The 21,192-nt window shown below is 68.2% G+C and carries 10 protein-coding genes and 1 pseudogene; 2 read left to right on the top strand and 9 right to left on the bottom strand.

Annotation, left to right across the window (positions count from 1 at the left end):
- Window positions 1-56 precede the first annotated feature (56 nt).
- The 4 genes and pseudogenes from ACPXY0_RS01485 to ACPXY0_RS01470 form a co-directional block, all read right to left on the bottom strand.
- Window positions 57-689 carry a leishmanolysin-related zinc metalloendopeptidase gene (locus ACPXY0_RS01485; RefSeq protein ID WP_423930533.1) on the bottom strand — a complete coding sequence of 211 codons (633 nt, stop codon included), beginning with the start codon at window positions 687-689 and terminating at the stop codon, window positions 57-59.
- The gene (locus ACPXY0_RS01480) at window positions 631-1,497 is read right to left on the bottom strand and encodes a hypothetical protein (RefSeq protein WP_423927791.1); all 867 of its coding nucleotides are present in this window, start codon (window positions 1,495-1,497) and stop codon (window positions 631-633) included. The genes ACPXY0_RS01485 and ACPXY0_RS01480 overlap by 59 nt, the downstream gene beginning before the upstream one ends.
- Window positions 1,498-1,720: 223 nt before the next feature.
- Window positions 1,721-2,593, bottom strand: coding sequence for a hypothetical protein (locus tag ACPXY0_RS01475; protein WP_423927789.1), 873 nt, complete (start codon window positions 2,591-2,593; stop codon window positions 1,721-1,723).
- A 23-nt stretch (window positions 2,594-2,616) separates the two neighbouring features.
- Window positions 2,617-3,243: pseudogene (locus ACPXY0_RS01470) on the bottom strand (sigma factor-like helix-turn-helix DNA-binding protein); the annotation flags it as partial.
- A 543-nt stretch (window positions 3,244-3,786) separates the two neighbouring features.
- On the opposite strand from ACPXY0_RS01470, the gene ACPXY0_RS01465 reads away from it, so the two are divergent.
- A complete protein-coding gene (locus ACPXY0_RS01465) occupies window positions 3,787-4,245 on the top strand; it encodes an IS110 family transposase (protein ID WP_423927787.1) in 459 nt (152 codons plus the stop codon).
- A 114-nt stretch (window positions 4,246-4,359) separates the two neighbouring features.
- Entirely contained in the window at window positions 4,360-4,560 is a 201-nt protein-coding gene (locus ACPXY0_RS01460; RefSeq protein ID WP_423927785.1) for an ATP-binding protein, read from the top strand.
- Here ACPXY0_RS01460 and ACPXY0_RS01455 read toward each other — a convergent pair.
- The 5 genes from ACPXY0_RS01455 to ACPXY0_RS01435 all read right to left on the bottom strand — a co-directional run bounded on the left by ACPXY0_RS01455 (window position 4,511) and on the right by ACPXY0_RS01435 (window position 20,982).
- On the bottom strand, window positions 4,511-6,937 hold the full coding sequence (locus ACPXY0_RS01455) for an Ig-like domain-containing protein (RefSeq protein ID WP_423927783.1): 2,427 nt from the start codon (window positions 6,935-6,937) through the stop codon (window positions 4,511-4,513). The two genes, ACPXY0_RS01460 and ACPXY0_RS01455, sit on opposite strands and share 50 nt — an antisense overlap.
- 176 nt (window positions 6,938-7,113) lie before the next feature.
- A complete protein-coding gene (locus ACPXY0_RS01450; protein ID WP_423927781.1) occupies window positions 7,114-9,426 on the bottom strand; it encodes an RCC1 domain-containing protein in 2,313 nt (770 codons plus the stop codon).
- Window positions 9,427-9,637: 211 nt separating this feature from the next.
- Window positions 9,638-12,649: a leucine-rich repeat domain-containing protein gene (locus ACPXY0_RS01445; RefSeq protein WP_423927779.1), complete on the bottom strand. Its 3,012-nt coding sequence runs from the start codon at window positions 12,647-12,649 to the stop codon at window positions 9,638-9,640.
- 160 nt (window positions 12,650-12,809) lie between these two features.
- A complete protein-coding gene (locus tag ACPXY0_RS01440) occupies window positions 12,810-15,749 on the bottom strand; it encodes an Ig-like domain-containing protein (RefSeq protein ID WP_423927777.1) in 2,940 nt (979 codons plus the stop codon).
- 478 nt (window positions 15,750-16,227) lie between these two features.
- Window positions 16,228-20,982 carry an Ig-like domain-containing protein gene (locus tag ACPXY0_RS01435; RefSeq protein WP_423927775.1) on the bottom strand — a complete coding sequence of 1,585 codons (4,755 nt, stop codon included), beginning with the start codon at window positions 20,980-20,982 and terminating at the stop codon, window positions 16,228-16,230.
- Between the last annotated feature and the right edge of the window lie 210 nt (window positions 20,983-21,192).

Here is a 21,192-nt window from a genome sequence, read left to right as displayed (position 1 = left end):
GTGAGTGCGCTCGGGCGGGGCGTCGGCGCGGTCTTTGGGGGGGTCCCCTACCGGGGTCAGCGGGGCGGGATCACTCGGATGACGCGGCCCTCGTCGTCCACGACGCGGATCGGCACCCGCAGGATGTCGTCGCCGAAGTGGAGGATCCGGCCGGCCTCCGCCTGGACCGGACGCCCCGGGGGGAGGTCGGGGAGCGAGACGCCGTACGGGTCGGCGAGGACAGTGTCGACCGTATAGCCGAGGTCGGCCAGCGACCGGATTGTGATCGCGCTCAGGGACTCGCCGCGGTCGGTGTATTCCACCGGGCTCATCGTCTCCCCCCGGAAGATCGATTCGCGCCAGTGGCTCTCCGGCCCGGGCTCCTCGTTCTGGACGGGTACCTTGGCGCCCGTGTAGCTCGCGCCGCCGGCAGCATTGAAGGCCGCGATGGCACCCGCGCCGGTGAAGTGCGTGTCGGCCCCGGGCGTGACGGACGCAGGGTCCGCGAGCAGGCCGAAATCGTCCCACGGGATGCCGAAGCCGAGGATGTGCGCCATCTCGTGGATGACCACGTCGAGCAGTCCCGTCGTCGCGGGAATCCGGTCCATGTCCTCCGAGTCCGGGACCACGCGGCCGACGATCGGCAGGCTGTTACTCGAGCGGACGATGCACGGGCCCGCGTAGCCCAGGGTTCCGTGGGGGCCATCCATGCTCGCGGCGGTGAACAGGATCAGCAGTTCGTCCACGGTCGCAACGGCCTCCGTCGTGGTCAGGCCGCCGCAGCTCAGCGGGCGGTTGAAGGTCACGTCGCTCAGTTCGGTGTTCGCGAGGACCGACTCCCAGGTGGACACCCGCCGCGGAGAGGCCCGGGGCGTCGGTGGCGCTCACGGTGATCCGTGCCGTGCCCTCCGACTCGCCTCTGATCCAGACCGTGTCCGTCGACGACGTGACGCTCACCCGAGTCTCATCGGAGGAGGTTGCGGAGAAGTTGATGGCGTCGCCGTCCGGATCCGCGAAGAAGCGGGACAGGACCGGCATGTGTTCCTCCCCCGACTCCAGGTGCAGGTCCGGCAGCGTGGCGGTGATGCCGGGCGGGTGGTTCAGCACCCTCGCCTCGAAGCTCTGGAACGTCTCGAGACCGGCCGGATCGGTAGCCGTCAGCGTGATCGTCGCCGCACCCGGGGCGAGCGCCGCCAGCGTCACCAGGTCTTCCGCGGCCGCGGCCGTCGCCACGCCCGGATTCGAGAAACGGGCGTCGAACGTCAGCGGGTCCCCATCGGGGTCGGTGAAGTACGACGAGACCGCGACCTGGAGCGCATCCCCGACCGCGACCTCCTGGCCGGGAATCGCGCCCACCGGCGCCGGCGGCCGGTTCGGCGTCGGGGGCGGCGTCGGCGGCCCGGGTTCCGGCCCGGTACGCGCCTCCGAGCAGGCGATCGCCCATGCGCCGGCGAAGGCCGGGAGCCCGCCGGCAACAATCCGGGCGGCCGAGGAGGATCGGCGTGCGCCAATGTCCATCCCTCCCGCCATCCGTGTCTGGCAGGCACCTTCGCGCCCCCGTAGCCCGCGCCGCTCGCGGCATCGAAGGCGGCGCTGGCCCTCTCACCTGCCGAATGTAGCGGATTCCGTCAGAAGAAACTGCGAGGCACAAAAAGAAAGGGCCCCGCGAGTTCGCGGGGCCCTTTCTGTGCTGCTCGGGAAACGGTGGCCTTCATGGCCAACCGACCATCAGCTTCCTCCGTTACCCGTCGTCCTTGTCGTCGTCCTCGGGCACGGTCACCGTCACGGTCACCGTTCCCTCGGTCTGATTACGGTCGATCGTCAACGTCCCGGACGCCGTGAAAACGTAGCCATCCGGAACGGGATTGGCCGCGGTGCCGTCTTCGGCCAGAATCGCCCAACGATCCGCGCCAATCTCGAAGATGCCCGGCATCGCGCCGGCGGCCGTGGCCGTGATCGTCATCGTGACCTCGTCCGCGCCCTCGTCGACCGCGTCGATCGAGAGGGTGACATCCGGATCGGCGTCCATGATCGTGATCATGACAGGCTCGATCCGCGCCTCTTCAGTTTCCGGCGTCTCGCCGATCTGGATCAACTGGGGATCTTCGTCGGCGGTGTCGTCGGCGGCGGCGAGCCACACCTTGACGGAAGACACCAGCGTGGGCGGATCGGTCTCCACTGGCGTAGCCGTAGGTAGCGTCTGCTCTTGCCCGGTGTACGCCTCATCCTCCGTGTATTCCTGGAACGTGTAGCCCGCACCCGAGGCGCCCAGCTGGACCGGGCTCGTGCTGGCCGTTCCACCCGCGGGCGCCGTCACCGTGATCGTCACGAGCCGTGCCGACGCATCGGCGAAGGGCGTATTCTCGGTCACCGACGAGGGTGTCGCCGTCAACGAGAAGTCATCGTCAGCGGTCATGACCGCGACCGAGCCCGTCGCACCCCTGTAGTTCTCGTCGCCCGAGGCGGTGGCCGTGATCACGGCCTTCTCCGAGGTCACATTCCGGTCGTGACCCGCCGTTACGGTGATCGGCGCCGACACCAGGGCGTTGGCATCGATCGTCACCGAGGTGGGACTGACCGACACGGTCGCCGGAGCGCTGAGGCTGACGACCACGGCCGCCTTCGGAGCCGAACTCAGCGTGACTTGTCGGGAACCACGAGTTCCGGCACCCCGCCCCAGAACTCGAACATCCGCACGTGCGAAGCCGTCCAGTCCGGCAACGACCGGCTCGGCGTCAGGTCGGCGAACGTGTAGTTCGACGCCGCCAGCACCCCGACGAACACCTTGGCCTGGTGGATCTCGCCGGTCTCGCGGTCCGTTACCTTCACCGTCGGGCCCGCGTAGTCCACGAACGCCTTCTCGCCCGCCCGGTACACCTGGCGCAGCACCACGTCCAGCCGCCCGCGCCACTGCCGGTACCGGTCGCGGAACCGGCTGTACTGGTAGCCGTCGGGATGGGCCTCGCGGTACTCCAGCCACGGAAGCTGAAGCGTCACGCCCTTGTGCCGCGCCAGCTCCCGGTGCACCCGCTCCCAGTCCGGCTCCGGGCGCGGCACGCGCGAGGGGGGACGGGCCGGATACAGCGCCGCATCGAGGCTTCCGTCGTCCAGCCCCTCCGGCAACGGGCAGGAGACCCCCGCCTCCCGCGCCCGCCGCACGTAGCCGTCGACCGTGCTGTGGGAGATCCCGAGTATCCCGGCGATCTCCCGGTGGCTCCGGCCCAGCCCGTACTTCAGCCGGAGAACATCTCGAATCTTGCGCATGGACAACCTCTGCTGGGACACCGTCTCCCTCCTCGCTCAAGGATCTCTCGCGAGGATGGAAGAACGGCACCTCACATCAGGTCATCCAGCGCCGCTTACCCACTCTGCTCCCCCTGCCATGCTCCGCACTCGCCGGACGCCCGGCGCAAGTAACGGTGGACGGCATGCGTCGGAATCGGCAGATCACTCGCAGGACGCGGCCCGCGTCGTCCACGACCTGGATCGGCACCCGCAGGATATCGTCGCCGAAGTGGAGTATCCGGCCAGCCTCCGCCTGGACGGGACGGACGCCCCGGGGGGAGGTCGGGGACCGAGACGGTGAGCGCCTCCTGTACTCTTTCCGAGTCGTTTTCTGCAAAGTTCACACTCGGTTATGGTTGGTCTGCGTACAAGATGGGCGGAACCGGGCGCGGAGTAACCAGGCGCCCCCCGTGCCGCCGAGCACCTGGGGGGGACTCGTACCCGCGTCCGGAGCCGTGATGGATGCCCAGTGGGGAGTTGCGCCATCGAGCGCCAGTACAGGGACCGGCAGGCATCGGGGCGATGAGGCGCGAACGGACGTTCCGCCATGGCGGGGCGGGGCTGGCGGAGATGGCCGAGTGGATCGTGGCGGGGACGGGCGCCGCCGCCGGGGAGGTGCCGGTGGCGATCGAGGTTCCGCACGGCCCGGTGGTGGAGAGCCTCATGGACCGCGGCTATCCGGTGTACGCGGTCAACCCGAAGCAGCTCGACCGCTTCCGCGACCGCTTCTCCCCGGCCGGGGCGAAGGACGACAGCCGCGACGCCCGGGTGCTCGCCGACGCCTTGAGGACCGACCGAGGCCGCCGTGGCCCACATCCGCGGCGCTTCGGAACGTCTCCGCCTCGCGCAACGGCAACTCCGCGACGCCCGGCGCGAAATCGCACGCCTGCCGCCGACCGCCTCCTGGCCGTCGCCCGCGCCATGCTCAGGACGCAAACCGTCTACGATGCCAATCACGCGCGGGTTCGGCATGCGGCCTGATCGATCCTCAGTGTTCGCCCCCGTTCGCAGACCGGGGAAGGCGTCGCCATCGCACTCGAGCCTCTTGATAAACGGTGGGGAGTCCCCCCCCGTGTGGCCCCGGACGCCACCGCCATGCGCGCCAGCCGGCTGCCCGCGCTCAAGACGCTGGCCGACTTCGACTTCAGCTTCCAGCCCTCGATCAAGCGCGAGCAGATCGACGCCCTGCACGAACTCGGCTTCGTCGAGCGCAGGGAGAACGTCGTCTTCCTCGGCCTTCGACCTGCTACCGGTATCTTACAACTTTCCACTCCATCTCCGCGTCTCCGGCCGTAACTCTCAGTTGCAGGCTCCCCGCGGGCTGGTTCGCGTGCTCGATCCTGAAATAGAACTGGCCGCCCAGCGCGGCGGCGCCTCCTCCCGTTTGTCCCCGCCCGAGCGTGAACGTCCTCCGGGGTGGGAAGGCCGCCCACGCATTCCTCACGAAGGGGATGTCGTAGTTGGCCAACTGCACGCGGTCGTCAATGGCGTACGAGACCATCCAGTCGAGTCGGGAATCCACCGGATCCCAGCCTGGAATCTCCGCACGCATTCGATCCACGAGACCGCGGCCTGTCCGGGTGCGCCGCCAACTGCCGAAGTGCGTGTAGTAGTGGCCCCAGTAGCCTTCGGCGAAACCCGCCACGACGTCATGAACGGCGGATTCATAGGCCATGCCCTGGCCGAAGATCAGCTGGTTCACCAGGAACCTCAGATAGTCGGCGCTCTCCTGGTATCCCCAGAGGAAATCCCCGGTGTCGGGAACGTTGAGGTCCACCCCCAGCCAGTATCTGTTCGGGGCCAGGTTCGCGTCCAGCGGCGTACCCGAGGCCGCCCGCTTCACCTCGTCGGCGACGAAATGGGCGATTCCTTCCGAGCTCCATACGCCGACGAAGCCGGGAAGGTTGGCGAATTGCCAGGCATGAGCCAGCTCGTGGGCCACCAACTCGTGGAAGAAGGCCTGGAGGCTCCAGCTGTAGTCCGCAATATGAATGAGCGTGGTGCGCCGGTCGTCATTCATGACGTTGTGTGACGTGCGGCCCCCCGGGGTGTTGTTGTTTCCGCGGCTGTACATGATGACGAGCTGGTTGTTGATGGTGTTGCTGGCCGGGGGACGACTCGACGGACCGTAAATCGTGTGATAGACATTCTGAATCCGGTCCGACGCGAGCCGTTCCATTACCTCATTCATCTCTCGGGCCTTCCTCGGGGTCCATATGATTCCCCTGTCCGGTTCAAAGACCGCGAGTACGAGGTTTGGCGGATACACTCCGACGACCTCGAAAGTGCCTGAACGACCGTCGATGGCACTCCGTTCGATCCGATCACCAACCTTCCACGGCGTGGTGGCGTCATCGATTCCATGGTCGGTGGCCGCGGCGAAATCGGCTGATTGCATCCTGGGCAGCGCAAAGAACGGCTCGTCCGGTTCAACGTCCGGCTCGGCCACGCGGTCGCGCGCGGGTTCGGACGTGCGATCGATGACTTCGATCTCGTAGGGTCCCCCGCCGCCGTAGCGCCACTCAAGTGGACGCAGGCGGGTGTCGTCGATCGTGCTCCGCTCCATCCCGGCCAGGACGTACTGGGCGGTCGGGGGCGCCACGAGACGCAGGCACGCCTCCCGGCCGCTGAGACGGTAGGACTCGCCCACTTCCAGAGCCGCGACCGGCCCGGCCAGGCGGTTCACGGCCGGGTTGGCTCGCACGTCGATTCCCTGGACGACCACGGTGCCCGCCGACAGGGGGTTGCCGGCGCACCGCCCTTCGTGCAGCGGCGGGAGCCGGAAGACCATCTCGACGCTGTCTCCTTCGGCCTGAAGCGCGCCTGCGCCCGATACGTGGAAGGCCGGAAAGGGGATGCGGTCCACCGCGTATCCCCTGGCCGTCACGGCGTCGTCCCGCGGCCAGTCGTCCTGTCTGAGTTCCAGCACGAACGGATCGGGAGGCTCCACCGCAACTGTGGTCGTGATGGAGCCCCCGCCAGCCAAATCGACCCGCGCTCGCACCCAGCCGGGTCCGAGAACCCGCATCAGGAGACCCGGCGGGCTGTCGCGGCGCTCGACCGTGGCCACGGGCAGTTCGGGCAGCCAGCGCGTCTCTTCCGTCTCGAGAGTCCACTGCAGACCGCCCGCAGCGACGGGCAGCACAAGGGTCGTGTCCAGCACGGTTACCGATATGCCGGTCTCGATCTCAACGGTCGCCGTCACGCTGAAGCTGGCTGCACCGGAAGTGGCGGTGATGAGCGCGCTACCTGGCGCCACGGCCGTGACGACGCCGGCCGAATCCACCGCGACGATATGAGGCGCGCTGCTCTCCCAGATCACCGCGGGGTCCGGCACCGGGTGGCCGTTCGCGTCCGTCGCGGACACCACCACCACCACAGCCGTGTCGCCAAGGCTCGAGAATGTGATCGAGGAAGGCTCTATCGTGAGCTCGGCCGCCTCCTGGCGCACCGTCGCCTCGGCCGTGCCGCTCACCTCCCCGACCGAGGCGCGGACCGTGCCGGAACCGTTCCCCGTCGACATCGCTACGCCTCCCGCATCGACGGTGACCACGGTGGGGGCCTCGCTCTCCCACGTGACCGTAGCAGTGAAGCGCTGCCCGTATTGGTCCGTCACGCTGGCCGTCAGGTGGACCGTGTCTCCGAGCGAGGTGAAGGAAGCGCTGGCCGGCATAACCGCGACCGCGGCCGCCATTGGCGGAGGCGGCGGAGGCGGCGGAGGCGGTGGAGGCGGGACCGGAACGGGTCCGGTTCCGTTATCCCCCCCACAGGCGGACGCCAGGGCGAGGAGAGAGGCAAGGACGACGCCTCCGGCGAGCGTCCGACCGGTTTGGTCCGTGTCTTGCATCGTCACGATCCGCCGTCCCGGGAACTCGCGTTGATCCGACGTGACAGGTCGGTCACGCGAGGCGAGATCGCGGGCAGCGAATCCAGGAGGATGACGCCGCGCGGCCCGGCCAGTGGACCCAGCCACTCCGCATATCGGGAGGCGGGCGCCATCATCACGGACCGGACCGCATCGGGTGCGGCCTGTTCCGGCGGCGGACCCGACGCGCCGTGGCTGTCCTCGAGGATGGCGCCCGGGAACAGCGTAATGTCGCCAACGGAAGCGGGGGTTTGACTGCGGCCGATGTTGCTGCTGAATTCGTAGCCGAGAATCCCGCCGTTGTATCCCCAACATCGCAGCCCGCCGCCTCGGACGACCGCACAGGTGCCGTCCGCGAAGGCGAAGATCCGTTCCACCGGGCCGCCCACATCGACCGGGCCCGCCGCCATTGCGGGCTCATTGTCTCCGATCCTCTCCCACCCGGGGAGGCCGAGTTGCCCGCTTGCATTGCGACCCCAACACCACACCGACCCCGCCTCCGTCAGGGCGCAGTTGTGCCAATACCCCGCCGCGATGTCTACGACGGGCGAAGGAAAGAAGAGCGGGATCGTCTGGGCAACCGACTCATCGTCACCGATGCTGAGTCCCGGCCCCCACCCGTGGCCCAGAGCGCCATGAGAGTTACGCCCCCAGCACCTGACTTCCCCGCCCTCCATGATGGCGCAGACGTGGTAACCGCCTGCCGCGAGCTTGGTGGCTCTGCCTGGAAGGGGCAGGTCGCCCATCGACTCCGGCGTCTCGTCGTCGCCGATGGGTTCACGCATGTCCCGCCCGCCGTATCCGAGACCCAGGTTCAGCCCTCTGGATCTTCCGGTGACGTGATTCCATGCCTCGCCGTTGTAACCCCAGCACCGCACTTTGCCCGTGTCGAGCAAGGCGCACGCGCTGTACCGTCCCCCCACGACCTGGACGGCATGGCCCCCCAGAACCACGTCACCCGTCGCGTCGGAGGTTTCGTTGTCGCCCACCACGAGTTCCCGCTGGTGTCCCAGGCCCAGTTGACCCGCATGGTTGTTTCCCCAGCAGCGAACCCGTCCGGAGTCGAAGACCGCGCACGTGAAATCATCGCCACCGCCGAGATCCGCGGCGGTTCCGCCGCCGACGGGCACCGGACCCGCGGCCGCGGGCGTCTCGTCGTCGCCGATCGCGCGACGGTTGCCGTACCCGAGTACTCCTCCGCCGGATGCCCCCCAGCACCGCACGTCACCCGCCGCCATGCGCGCGCATTCCCACTGGAATGCACCGCGGAGCTGGACGGCCGGTCCGCCAAGCGGCAGGTCGCCGACCATCGTCGGCCCCACGAGATCCGAGCGGGCTTGGCCGTAGCCCCACAGGGCCCTGCCCCGATCGCCCCAGCACCGCAGCGAGCCCTGCTGCAACAGGACGCAGGCGATATCCGCGTTGAAGCGCCAATCCACGACGGTGAACACATCCACCGCCCTGCTGACCTCCTGCCCGAGATAGTCGACGCGTAGCGTGGTCGAGCCCGCGGAGATCCCCTTGAGCCGCCCGTCCTCCATCGCGGCCACGGATGCGTCGTCGATTCCGAACGAATCCAGCCATTCCGGCCGCAGGGGCACCGTTGCGCCGCGATTGTCTCGCAGCGTTACCGATGCGCGGGCCGACTGCCCGATACCCAACTCCCAGCGATCGGCGCCGAACGCCACCGTCACCGGTGCCTCGATCACGTGGTAGTCGGTGTATTGCCCCACGTAGCTGAACGAGGTCGTGTCCCAGGCAACGACCCCTATCACGGTGGTGCCGGCCGAACGACCGGTCGTGCAGAGCCGCGCCGAGGCGCCGTCGCCGGAGAAGTTCAGGGAATCGACGACCGCCACTCCGTCGTTCAGCGAAACCACGAACAGGCCGTCGAACTCGTCGAGCCGCACGGCCGCTCCCTGAGCGTCCGTAGCGGCAAGATCGACATCGAGACAGTGGACCTGGCCCGGCAGGCCCCAGTTCGGCCCGCGCAGGGCGCCGTCGAGCCAGTGCCAGTGCCTGAGCGTCGCGCGGCCCGACACGGGACCCGCGCTGGCGAGTACGGAACCCCGCCCCGGGCTGCCGGAACTCACGTTGGCCACGGACGTGTGCGTGTCCGCCGACAGGGCGGTGCCGGTGACCCGAAGTCCCGCTCCCTCGCCCCCGGCGGCTACGGTCCAGCTCACGGCTGTCGCGTCCACCGGTTCCCCGGCGGCATCCAACAACCGGGCCTCGAATTCAAGCTCCCGATCCGGATCTCCGGTCCGGGAGAAGAACGCGACCGTCTTCGGACTCACGCGGATCGCCGTGCCGGTGGCAGGTATCGTCGCCGGCGCAGGCGCGCGAGTGGCGGACGGACCGACCGGATCGATTTCGCGCCGGCACGCCCCGATCAGCACCAACAGCAGGACACCGAGTGCGGCCGCGAAGGCTTGCGCAACACCGGGCGGGGGCGGGGGCGGCTTCACACCATCGCCACTGGAGACAAGCCCCGGCCTCAACCTTGAATCATCGCCGCCAGGCCTCCGCGCCGGGGAGCCCGCTGCTCACCAGCACCTCCAGCCCCGACTCGGGAGCGCGCGACTCCGCCTCGCTGCGCGCAAGCGGACCCGACGGAAGGTTGCGGAGGATGGCGCGCACCTGGCCCGTCGCGGGGTCGCGCATGATCGCCATCGGCGGTGTGCTTCCCTCCCGGATCTCGACCGTACCGCCCGGTCCGGAGAGTGCGAGGCTCACCAGTTCCGATTCCCACTCGGACTGCACCGGAAGCGCGAAGGTGAACCCGGACCCCCCGTCCCCGTCCAGGATCTCCGCCATCTCGAAGCTCGCCGAGAACAACTCGCTTCCATCGGCCCGCCTCCCGCTCAAGGTGTACGGACCGGAGACGTACGGGACGAACGGCGGCGCTTGGGCGACAAAGGCGGGATCGAGATGGAGCGACCCATCCGGGGCGGCCCTGCCGGAGACGAGGAGCACCCTGCGCGCCTGAGGCCCCCGAACCTCCAGCGGATCCATGAACCGCCAACGCACCGCGTTCAGGAAGAAATAGTCGCTGATCCAGACGGGGTCGCAGTAGCTCATCAGGTCCGCCCGGTCGGGAGGGACGAGTGACCCGCCATCCCGCGGGTCGTATCCCCAGACTCCGGTCCGCCCGCTCTCATAGGGGAACATCGGGTCCACGGCGGCGGGATCTCCGCAGCCCGCATGGAGCAGGCTCATGTTGTGTCCGAGTTCGTGCGCGATCACTTCCGCGTCCAACACCGAGACGCTGGTCTTTCCCCGGAACGCACGTCTGCCGGTGGAGAACGGAAGGTACGCAATGCCTCTGCCACCCGAGGGGTTCGGGATCAGACCCATCCAGTATCCGATCCCTTCCTCCATCTGCCGGATTCGTCCCACGTCGGACAGGATTTGGTCGATGGCGTCCGTGTCGACCGTGACGGGCTCGTGTGTGGTGATTTCGAAGTCGGCGACCGGGAGCAGGTTGCGCGCATGCCAGAAGATCTCGTCGTCCGGGTCGGCGGTACTGACGAACTCCGCGGCCGCGCGGTCGTTGTCCGTCGTCGAGACAAACGGAATCAGGGTGAGATAGAGGGGGGGTACTTCCCTGACATCCACTGCCACCCGCCCGCTCTCGGGGATGCGCTTCGACACACCGAGATCGGGATCGAGCGTGCCATCGGGGTCAACCTCGACGACCATCTCCAGTCCGGGCTGAATCACCTCGGCCGGGATCAGGGCGTTGGCCGACAGGTCGAGTTCGCCCTCCCGCACCTCCACCGGAACTGCGGACGAACCGGCGGGGATGTTCTCCACGTGCACCTCCCCGCCGTCCCGGAAGAACGTCGCCCGGACGGGAGGGATCGTTGCCGCGGTCTCGTGCTCGGTCATCACGAAGACGCGCAGGAACGCGCTCTCTCCGGCGACGAGGGGGACAGGGTATTCGCGCGACTGCGCAGCCTGCGTCAGATAGGCCTCCGCGTGCGCTTCCGCTCCACACAGACGCATCCGGTACTTCACGAGAGCCGATTCCAGCCAGGTTCGGAAGGTGGGCGTCCGGGGCATGCACAGTCCGGTGCCGTCCGCGCGCAGTTCGAAGATTCGCTCGAGCTGCGTCATGCTCTCGGGCAGAGGGCCGGACAGCTCGGGATTGTCATGCAGCCACACTTTGAAGAGCGCGCTGGCGTCACCGAAATCCGCGGGGAGGGGTCCATCGATCTCGTTGGCGGAGAGCACGAGCAGCGCCAGGCGTCTCATCTTGCCAAGCGCCGCGGGAAGGGGGCCCGTCAGACCGGTCCTGTAGATGTAGAGCTCCATGAGGTTTCTGAGCCGTCCCAGACTCTCCGGAAGGGGACCGTCGATGCCGGTATCCGAGATCTCCAGTACTCGCAGCTGGGTCAGGTTCCCCAACTCCTCCGGAATCGAACCTTCGAATCGGGCCTTATACAAACGGAGTTCCTGGAGTCTTCGGAGGTTGCCCAGCTCGGGCGGGATGGGGCCGGTGAGTCCGCCAGCGCCCAGCCAGAGCACTACCAGCTTCCCGAGGTCCCCGATTTCCGGCGGGATCTGGCCGGTGAAGTTGTTCCCGTCGAGATCCAACCGCACCAATTCGGTGAGTTCGCCGATCTCCGGCGGGATTTCGCCTTCGAGCCGGTTGTAGTCCAGGCGCAGGAATTCCAGGTGCTCGAAGTACTGGATCTCCGGAGGGATCTCTCCGGTGAGGTTGTTGCGGCTGAGGTTCATCCCCGCCACCCGCCCGGTGGTCGGGTCGAGCGCGATGCCGGCCCAGTCCTCGAGTGACGCGTCGGTCCCCCAGTTTCTCGAGTTCGACCAGCCCTCGCCGCCCATCGCCTCGTAGAGCCTCATGAGGTCTTCACGGTCCTCGTTACATGCGATGAACTCGCCGTCGCGCGTCGGGATGGCGTTCAGCCACGCCCGGAACCCTTCGTCCCGCACCGTGCACAGCTTCGTGCCGCCATGGTGGAGCGTCTGGATGCCCAACTCCGAGAGCGAAAACGGGATCGGACCGGAGAGTCCCGCGTTGCCGTCCAACCGCAGTTCGGTGAGGAAGGCCAGGTCCCCGAGGTTCTCCGGGAGCTGCCCCTTGAGCCCGTTGTCGCTCAGCTGCAGCGCCGTCACGCGGGACTCCGCATTCGCCACGACGCCGTGCCAGCTTCCGATCGGCTCGTCCGAGGCCCAGTTCCGATGGTTGGTCCAGTCTGCGCCGGAGGCGCCGTTGTACAGGTCGATGAGCGTCGCCCGATCCAGGCTTCGCACGGTGACGGGGGCGGTCGCCGCGGCCGGCCCCGACGTGGCGGCGAGGCTCGCGTTGCCCGCCTTCAGGCCGGTCACGAGCCCCGTCGCGTCGACGGTGGCGATCGTGGGCTCGCCGCTCGTCCACGTCACCGCGGCATCGGAGATCGGCTGCGCGCGATCGTTGTAGACGGTCGCCTTTACGCGGACCGTATCGCCCGCCACGACGTTGACCTCCGCCGGCTCAAGCGTGACCCTCGCGGGCACGAACGCCGTCGGCTGGGTAGGTGTCGTGGGCCCTGGCGTGCCCGTATCGTCGCCACAGGAGAGGACCGCCAGGAGAGCACCGAGCGTCGCCGCCACACGCCCGCGCCAGGAGCCGAAGGATCGCCGGGGCACACCCGAGGTGCATGCCATCATGGCCCGCCTATCGACCCTTCCCGGGACGGAGAGTGTCGGTCAGGTTCCCCGGCCGCGCCTGTTTCGCGCCTTCCGGAAGACGCGGAGAGGCGCCCATGGGTGGCGGCCCCGCCGGGTTCGCCGCGCTCGCGCTGATCTCCGTGCCACTCGCATACGCCCAATCGAAGGATGCCGTCCCCTCGCTAACGGCCCCGAGCCAGATTGTCTCCACGCTTTCGAGCATGTGGTCCAGGTCAGCACCCCTGAACGTCTGGTTCGCGCTGTTCAGTCTGAACAGTTCCACGCCTCCCGCGAGGAGGGCGAACTGTCCGTTCCGGTGCAGGAGAGTCATCTCCGTGAATTCGTTCACCTCATCGGTGATCGCATCCGAGTGGCCGGAGAGATTCGTTATCAGCACGTACTTCTCTTCGTTTGCGCTCTCTCGATCCCACACATGCAGGAAGTAGTTGTTTTCTCCGAACGGCCCGATTGACAACCTCCAGAAGCGGAACCGGGGGTGGCCCATCACAAACCACGCGACCACGCCCTCGCCGGCTGTGCCTCGGGCCATGCTCACGCCGACCTTCCAGTCCGTCACCGGGGCGTCAAACACGCGATCCGCCGTTCCGATATCCCCAGTGCCGTCCGGCGTCACGTACAGAACCCCGTCGAACACCTCAGCCGTGGATCTGTAGAGGTCCCAGTCGTCCAGACTGGCGGCGGTGTCGAAGTGGTCCCTGAATCCGCCGCCCTCCTCGGCGATGACCTCCACGTTCTGAGTCGTCGTCAAGCCGTCCGGATCCGACGCGGTCACCGTCACCGTCGCCGTCCCCGCCGCCACCACCGTCAACGTCAGGACGCTGCCCTCCATGCTGACCGTCACCGCCGCCGTGTTGCTCGACTCCGCCGCGTATGTCAGCTCGTCATCGTCCGGATCCCTGAAGAACCAGAACATGTTCACGGTCACGGCGTCGAACTGCTTCACCGTCTGGGCGGGAATCGTCCCCAACGCCTCGGGCGCCCGGTTGCCCGCCTCGACCGTCACCTCGGCGCTCTGCGTCGCGGTCAGGCCATCCGGGTCGGACGCCGTCACCGTCACCGTCGCCGTACCCGCCGCCACGGCCATCACCGTCAGGCTGCTCCCCGAGAGGCTGACCGTCACCGCGTCCGTGTTGCTCGACTCCGCCGCGTACGTCAGGTCCTCTCCTTCCGGGTCGCTGAAGAAGGAGGACACGTCCAGCGTCACGGCGTCGCCCTCGGTCATCGTCTGCGAGGGAATCGTCCCCACCGCCTCGGGCGCCTGGTTGGCCGCCTCGACCGTCACCTCGGCACTCTGCGTCGCCGTCAGGCCATCCGGGTCGGACGCCGTCACCGTCACCGTCGCCGCACCCGCAGCCACGGCCGTCACCGTCAGGCCGCTCCCCGAGAGGCTGACCGTCACCGCGGCCGTGTGGCTCGACTCCGCCGCGTACGTCAGGTCGTCACCGTCCGGATCGCTGAAGAACGGCGACACATCCACGGTCGCCGTCCGGCCGGCCGTGATCGTCTGCGCGGGGATCGTCCCCACCGCCTCGGGTGCCTGGTTCGCCGCCTCGACCGTCACCTCGGCGCTCTGCGTCGCCGTCAGACCGTCCGAGTCCGCCGCCGTCACCGTCACCGTCGCCGTACCCGCCGCCACGGCCGTCACCGTCAGGCCGCTCCCCGATATGCTGACCGTCACCGCGTCCGTGTTGCTCGACTCCGCCGCGTACGTCAGGTCGTCCCCGTCCGGATCGCTGAAGAACGAAGACACCTCCACGGTCGCCGTCCGGCCGGCCGTGATCGTCTGCGCGGGGATCGTCCCCACCGCCTCGGGCGCCTGGTTCGCCGCCTCGACCGTCACCTCGGCGCTCTGCGTCGCGGTCAGACCGTCCGGGTCGGACGCCGTCACCGTCACCGTCGCCGTTCCCTCCGACACGGCCGTCACCGTCAGGCTGCTCCCCGATATGCTGACCGTCACCGCGTCCGTGTTGCTCGACTCCGCCGCGTACGTCAGATCGTCACCGTCCGGATCGCTGAAGAACGAAGACACGTCCACGGTCGCCGTCCGGCCGGCCGTCATCGTCTGAGCGGGGATCGTCCCCACCGCCTCGGGCGCCTGGTTCGCCGCCGCGACCGTCACCTCGGCGCTCTGCGTCGCCGTCAGACCGTCCGGGTCGGACGCCGTCACCGTCACCGTCGCCGTTCCCTCCGACACGGCCGTCACCGTCAGGCTGCTCCCCGATATGCTGACCGTCACCGCGTCCGTGTCGCTCGACTCCGCCGTGTACGTCAGCTCGTCCCCGTCGGGATCGCTGAAGAACGAAGACACGTCCACGGTCGCCGTCTGGCCGGCCGTCATCGTCTGAGCGGGGATCGTCCCCACCGCCTCGGGCGCCTGGTTGGCCGCCTCTACGGTCACCTCCGCGCTCTGCGTCGCGGTCAGGCCGTCCGGATCGGACGCCGTCACCGTCACCGTCGCCGTACCCGGCGCCACCGCCGCCACCGTCAGGCTGCTCCCCGATATGCTGACCGTCACCGCGTCCGTGTCGCTCGACTCCGCCGTGTACGTCAGATCGTCCCCGTCAGGGTCGCTGAAGAAGGGCGACACGTCCACGGTCGCCGTCTGGCCGGCCGTCGTCGTCTGCGCGGGGATCGTCCCCACCGCCTCCGGCGCCTGGTTGGCCGCCTCTACCGTCACCTCGACACTCTGCGTCGCCGTCAGACCGTCCGGGTCCGTGGCCGTCACCGTCACCGTCGCCGTGCCCGGCGCCACCGCCTCCACCGTCAGGTTGCTGCCGGAGATCGAGACGGACAGCGCAGCCGGGGCTGACGATGAAGCGGTGTAGGTCAGGGTGCCCCCATCCGGGTCGCTGAAGAATGGCGTCACATCCACGGTCACCGTCTGTCCCGCGGTGAGGACCTGCGCCGGGATCGAGCCGACGGCCACCGGTGCCACCGGTGCGGGTGGCGGGGGCGGGGGCGGCGGATCCGTTGTCCCGTCTCCTCCGCAGGAGGTAATCCCGACGAGAAAGACGAGAAGGAGCGACGCAGACAATAGATGTCGGTAATGACGTCGCTCGGCGCTGCGAAGCCTCGGCGTCCCGGACGTTGTTGTACTCATCACAGTTGTTCTCGTCGTCGAGGTTGGCGAGATGTCTCCGCGCGCGAACTCGAACTGGAGATTGGGATGCAAGAGACTAAATTCATGATAGAGTGGGGAAGGAAGGGACTGCGCCCCCCAATAAGGGGGTACTGTCCCGGAAGGCGTTTCTCTCCAGATACGCACTCGGGCCTACCTGGCCAGGGTGACCGGGCTCTCGAGGGCGCACCCGCCGCAAGCCCCCAGCCAAAAGAAAGGGCCCCGCGAACTCGCGGGGCCCTCTCCTCCTGCTGTGGTAACGGTGGCCGGAATGGCCGACCTGCGATCAGCCGCCTCCGTTCTCTTCGTCGTTGTCCGTAACCGTGAGATCGAGCATGCCGACCGAGACGCTGACATCTGTGGCATCGGTCAGTTCCACGGCCTGAGTCGTCGTGAGACCGATCTTGAGCATCTCGTTGTCCGTGTCCGCATCCTCGGGCGCGGTCACCGTCACGGTCACCGTTCCCGACATCTGGTTGCGGTCGATGGTCAGCGGTCCGGAGGCTGTGAAAACATAGCCGGCGGTGGCGAGAGCTCCGCCTTCGTCTACCAGCGCCCAGCGAGCCGCCGGGAGATCGAAGATTCCGGGCATCGGGCCCCCAGCCGTGGCCGTCACCGTCATGGTCACCCCGTCGGCGCCCTCACTCACGTTGCCGATGGAGAGCGTGACATCCGGATCGGCGTCATCGATCCTGACCATCACGGGCTCGATCCGATTGACCTCACCCTGCGGATCTGCACCGATCTGGATGAACTCGGCCTCTTCGTCCTCCAGGTCGTCGTTGGCGATGAGCCACACGTCGGCCTCCGTCGCTCCCGCGGGAAGGAAGGGGTACTCCGCCGCGTCGACTGTGAGGACTACGGCCGCGGTGCTCAGGTACGGATCCGGAGAGGTTCCATAGATAGCCCAGGTCGGAGCACTGAAGGCGAAGTCGCCCGTCGCCGACGACCCGGTCAGCACGATCGGGTCGGTTTGGGGCATTCCACCCTCCGGCGCCGTGATCCTGATCGTCACCCACCTCGCAACCGCGGCCCCGTCGTCGAAGGGCGACTTCTCGGTCACCCCGTTGAATCTATTGTCACCGCCGCGGTCTTTGATCACCACACTCATCGTGTAGTCGTCATCGACCGCCAGCACCGGGACCGTGTGCGTCTTGCCGGCCCAGTTGTCGTCGACCGACGCGGCGGTCGCCGTAATCACGGCCTTGTCGGAAGTCACATTCCGGTCGTGGTGCGCCGTCACGGTCACCGGCTCCGACACCTCCTGACCGGCAGTGACGGTGGCCGTAGCGGGAGTGAACGTCACGGACGGCGGCCCGCTGAGGCTGAACGTCACGGCTGAATTCGAAGTAGAACTCAGCGTGAACAGGAACCGGGAACCGGCGGCGCCCTCGGTCACCCGCAACGGCGCCTCAGCCGTGATGGTTGCACCCTGCGCCAGAGGACTGCCCCCGAGGTTGTCCGCGCCGACCTTGAAGGTCGGGCCCGGATCCGGCCAGCCGACGGTGAACGAGCCGACCTCCAACGTCGCGCGGTTCCCGGGGCCGTCGCCTTCCTCGTCCGTGGCGACATCTTCCGTGATGAGGAAGAAGCAGAGAACCTCAGGCACGGCGACACCGGCGGCCGGAGCGCTCAGGGTGAACGTCTCGTCGAACGTGATCGCCTTCGAACCGTCGTCCGACAGATCCCGCTTGTTCCCCGTCACGCGGGTCGCGGCGAGATTGAGATCGTCGTCATCCGCCTGCGGGCAGCTGCCGCTTGCCTTGGAGCGGATGCTGAGTTCCGCCCTGTCGATCCCGTTCGCATCGGAGATCGTGCCGCCGACGCTGACGGTGACCCTCGTGGCCTGCGTGTTGCCGATGTTCGACTGCGACTTGCTGACCGTAAAGGTCGGCGCCTTGGTGTCCCGCGTGAAGCTGTAGTTGACCCGAGTCCTGTTCCCGGGACTGGAGTTGTCCTCCGAGAACGCGGTCACGCGGTAGGCACCGTCCTTCGTCAACCCCAAAGTGCTGCCGGCAAGGCTGGCTGCCGAGCCGCCGAACGCGCCCTTGTACGTAGCGCCGAGGTACCAGCGGGTGGCCCAGATGCCCGAACCGGATTCGCCCGTCGCCAGATCGGGATCTTCGGTCTCGAACGACAGTATTGAGTTACGCTTGAGGACCGCTGGCGCGTCGGGCTCCACGTCGGTCACGACCGGCGCGCCCTTGTCGACGCCGAAGTAGGCCGCCGTGCCGATGGGTGTGCCCGGAAGCGTGGCTTCGTTCCCGAGTCCGTCGGCGATCCCGGTCACCTCGGCCGTATAGCAGTTCAGGCCCTTGTCATCGGCGAAGTCCTTGGTGCGGTCCTCCTCGGGCAGCTCGGCCATGTTGCTGACCGCCTCCAGCCCCGCCGCCGGCATGAAGGCCGTGCTCTTGAGGCTGTCGCTGTTGGCCTCGAGGCCGCAGTCGCCCACCGCGATGGTCGCCCCTGCCTTGCCGACGCCGCCGTCCGTCAGGCCGCGTACGCTCAAGGCGCCGCTGTTGTAGTAGGTGGCCCCTACGGACGCCGCGGCCGCGGCACTCGTCTTGACCAGGATCTCCCGCGGCGCGTCTTCGTCCGGATCATGCGTCCACGTGGGCGCCTTGAAGTCGAAGTAGAGCGGGCCGACCCTCGCCTCTTCCTCGCCCCTGAACTTCGACGTCACCAGCAGATCGCCATCGTCCTTGATGTCGCCGCTGTTGATGACCCAGTGCTCGTCCTTGCCGGCCCTGTTCTCCACGCCCTTGTTCTTGGCCGGGTCGACGTTCCAGGTGAACGCGTCCATCTCCTTGGTGATGACCAGGGTCGCCCCCCGCGTCGAGTCCGCGACCGTCGAGTCGATGGCGGCCGCGTCCGGGCCGGTGAGCATCGTCGTCAGCGAGAGCTCGCCGACCGTCGTGCCGTCGTACGACACCGGGCAGGCGTGGAACGTGTTCTGGTTGCTGTCGTCGTCCTCGTCGACCGGACCGCCGTGGTAGGTGACGCCGGACACGACCGCGGACGTGCTGCCGGCGCTGTGTTCGACCATCACGAACCCGGTGTTCTTGAGCGTGATCGGCTGCGTGACGATCGCCTCGCGCGTCTCGCCATCAGCGGTCGTGACACGCGCGCCCAGAGTGTGATCGCCGTTGGCGTACAACGGCGCCAGCTGCGCACCGGCGCACTCGCCCATCACCGAGGCCGTCTTGAACAGGCACTCGACCTCGAGCTGGCCGCTGGCTGCCGCGATAAACCCGCCCTGGTCGCTGGAGGTCCCGCGGCAGTGGATCACCTCTTCGCCCAGCGTCAGCGCGATGCCGGCGATCGTGTCGTCGTTCGGCTGCACGTCGAGCAGCACGGTGACGTCGCCGGACACGTTCGTCGGATCCACCGCCGTGCTCCGGTCGGTGACGCTCCGCAGACCGAAGATCGCGACCGTAGCCGCCTTCCCGGAGGGATCGGAGACGGAGACGTTGAAGCCCTGCGAAGCCGACGCGGACCCGTCGCTCGCCGTGACCGTGACCACGGCGCCGCCGACGGCAACGGCCGTGATCGTCGCGGTCGAACCTTCCATCGAGACGGTCGCGACCTCGGGGCTGGAACTCGAGCCGCTGTAGGTGAGTTCATCCCCATCGGCGTCGCTGAAGTAGCCCGCCACGTCGACCGTGGCCGTGCCGCCGAGGTTGATGCTGTGGGCGGGAATCGTGCCCACGGCCGTGGGCGCGCTGTTCGTGGGCGCCGCTTCGACGGCCACGCCGAAGCCCTGCACCGCCGAGGCCTCGCCGTCGCTCGCCGTCACGGTGATCACGGCACTGCCGGCGGCCACGCCGCTGATCGTCACCGTGGACCCATCGGCGGTGGCCGTGGCCACGTCGGCGTTCGAACTCGCGACCGTGTAGCTGAGTTCGTCGCCGTCGGCATCGCTGAAGTAGCCCGCCGCGTCAACGGTGACCGTTCCGCCCACACCAACGGAGTGGCTCGGAATGGTCCCGACGGCGCTGGGCGCGGAGTTCACCGGCGCCGCTTCGACGGTCACGCTGAAGCCCTGTGCAACCGTGGCCTCGCCGTCGCTCGCCGTCACGGTGATCACGGCCCGGCCGCCGCCGACGCCGCTGATCGTGACCGTGGCCCCGTCGTTGGTGGCCGTGGCCACGTCGGCGTTCGAACTCGAAGCCATGTAGGTGAGTTCGTCGCCGTCCGCGTCGCTGAAGTACCCCGTCACGTCGACGTTGAGCGTCCCGCCGGCGGCCACGGAGTGGTCGGGAATCGTGCCCTGGGCGACCGGCGGGGTGTTCGAGCTGTCGCCGTCGCCGACCGTCACGCTGATGGTCTGCGAGGCGCTCGCACCGTCCGGATCGCTGGCCGTGACCGTCACGACCGCCATCCCATCGGCAACGCCGCTGATCGTCGTGACGGCGCCGTCCACCGAAGTGGTCGCCGCATCTTCGTTCGACGAGGCGGCGGCGTAGGTGAGATCGTCGCCGTCCGCATCGCTGAAGTAGGGTGCCAGGTTGACCTGGACCGCCCCGCCGACATCGACGCTGTACGCGGGAATCGTATTCACCGCGGTGGGCGGCCGGTTCCCGGCCACGCCGTCACCGACCGTCACGCTGACGTTCTGCGCGGCGGCCGCGCCGTCCGGGTCGCGTGCCGTGAAAGTCACGGCCGCGGTCCCGTCGGCCACGCCGGTGATCGTCGCCGACGAACCGTCCATGCTCACGGTCGCGGCGGCGTCGTTCGAGGACCCGGCGGAGAAGGTGAGCGCGTCGCCATCCGCGTCGCTGAAGTAGCCGGCCACGTCGAGCGAAGCGGTTGCACCCGCATCGACGGCGATGGCCGGAATCGAGCCGACGGCCACTGGCGCCCTGTTGGGCGGCGGCGGTGGCGGCGGCGGTGGTGGCGGCGGCGGTGGAAATACGATGGGGGGGGGGGGCGGCGCCGGCGGCGGCGGCTCCGGAGTGATCACCTCGACGGTGTCTCCGCAGGCGCCGATGATCAAGGCGATAACCCCTGTCGTCAACAGGCCTTTCGTAACCTTCTTCATTCAGCTCCTCCTTGGAAGGAAGTCCCGGAGTGGTGACTCTTGACGCTCGGTGCCGACGACCGTCGTCGGTTTCGGCGTACGATTCCACGACACACCCCACCCCAGCCCGTACAGGGCCGAGGAAGAATACCGGCGGCCATAGACAGGCGCGCCTCCCAAATGGGGTGGAATATGGGCTCGTACAGCCCGAGCAAAGGGTACTCAAGAGCT

It is taken from the genome of Candidatus Palauibacter sp., assembly GCF_965237495.1.
GTDB lineage: Bacteria > Gemmatimonadota > Gemmatimonadetes > Palauibacterales > Palauibacteraceae > Palauibacter.
Note: the sequence above shows the minus strand (reverse complement) of the source record. Positions and strands in the feature narration are given on the sequence as shown.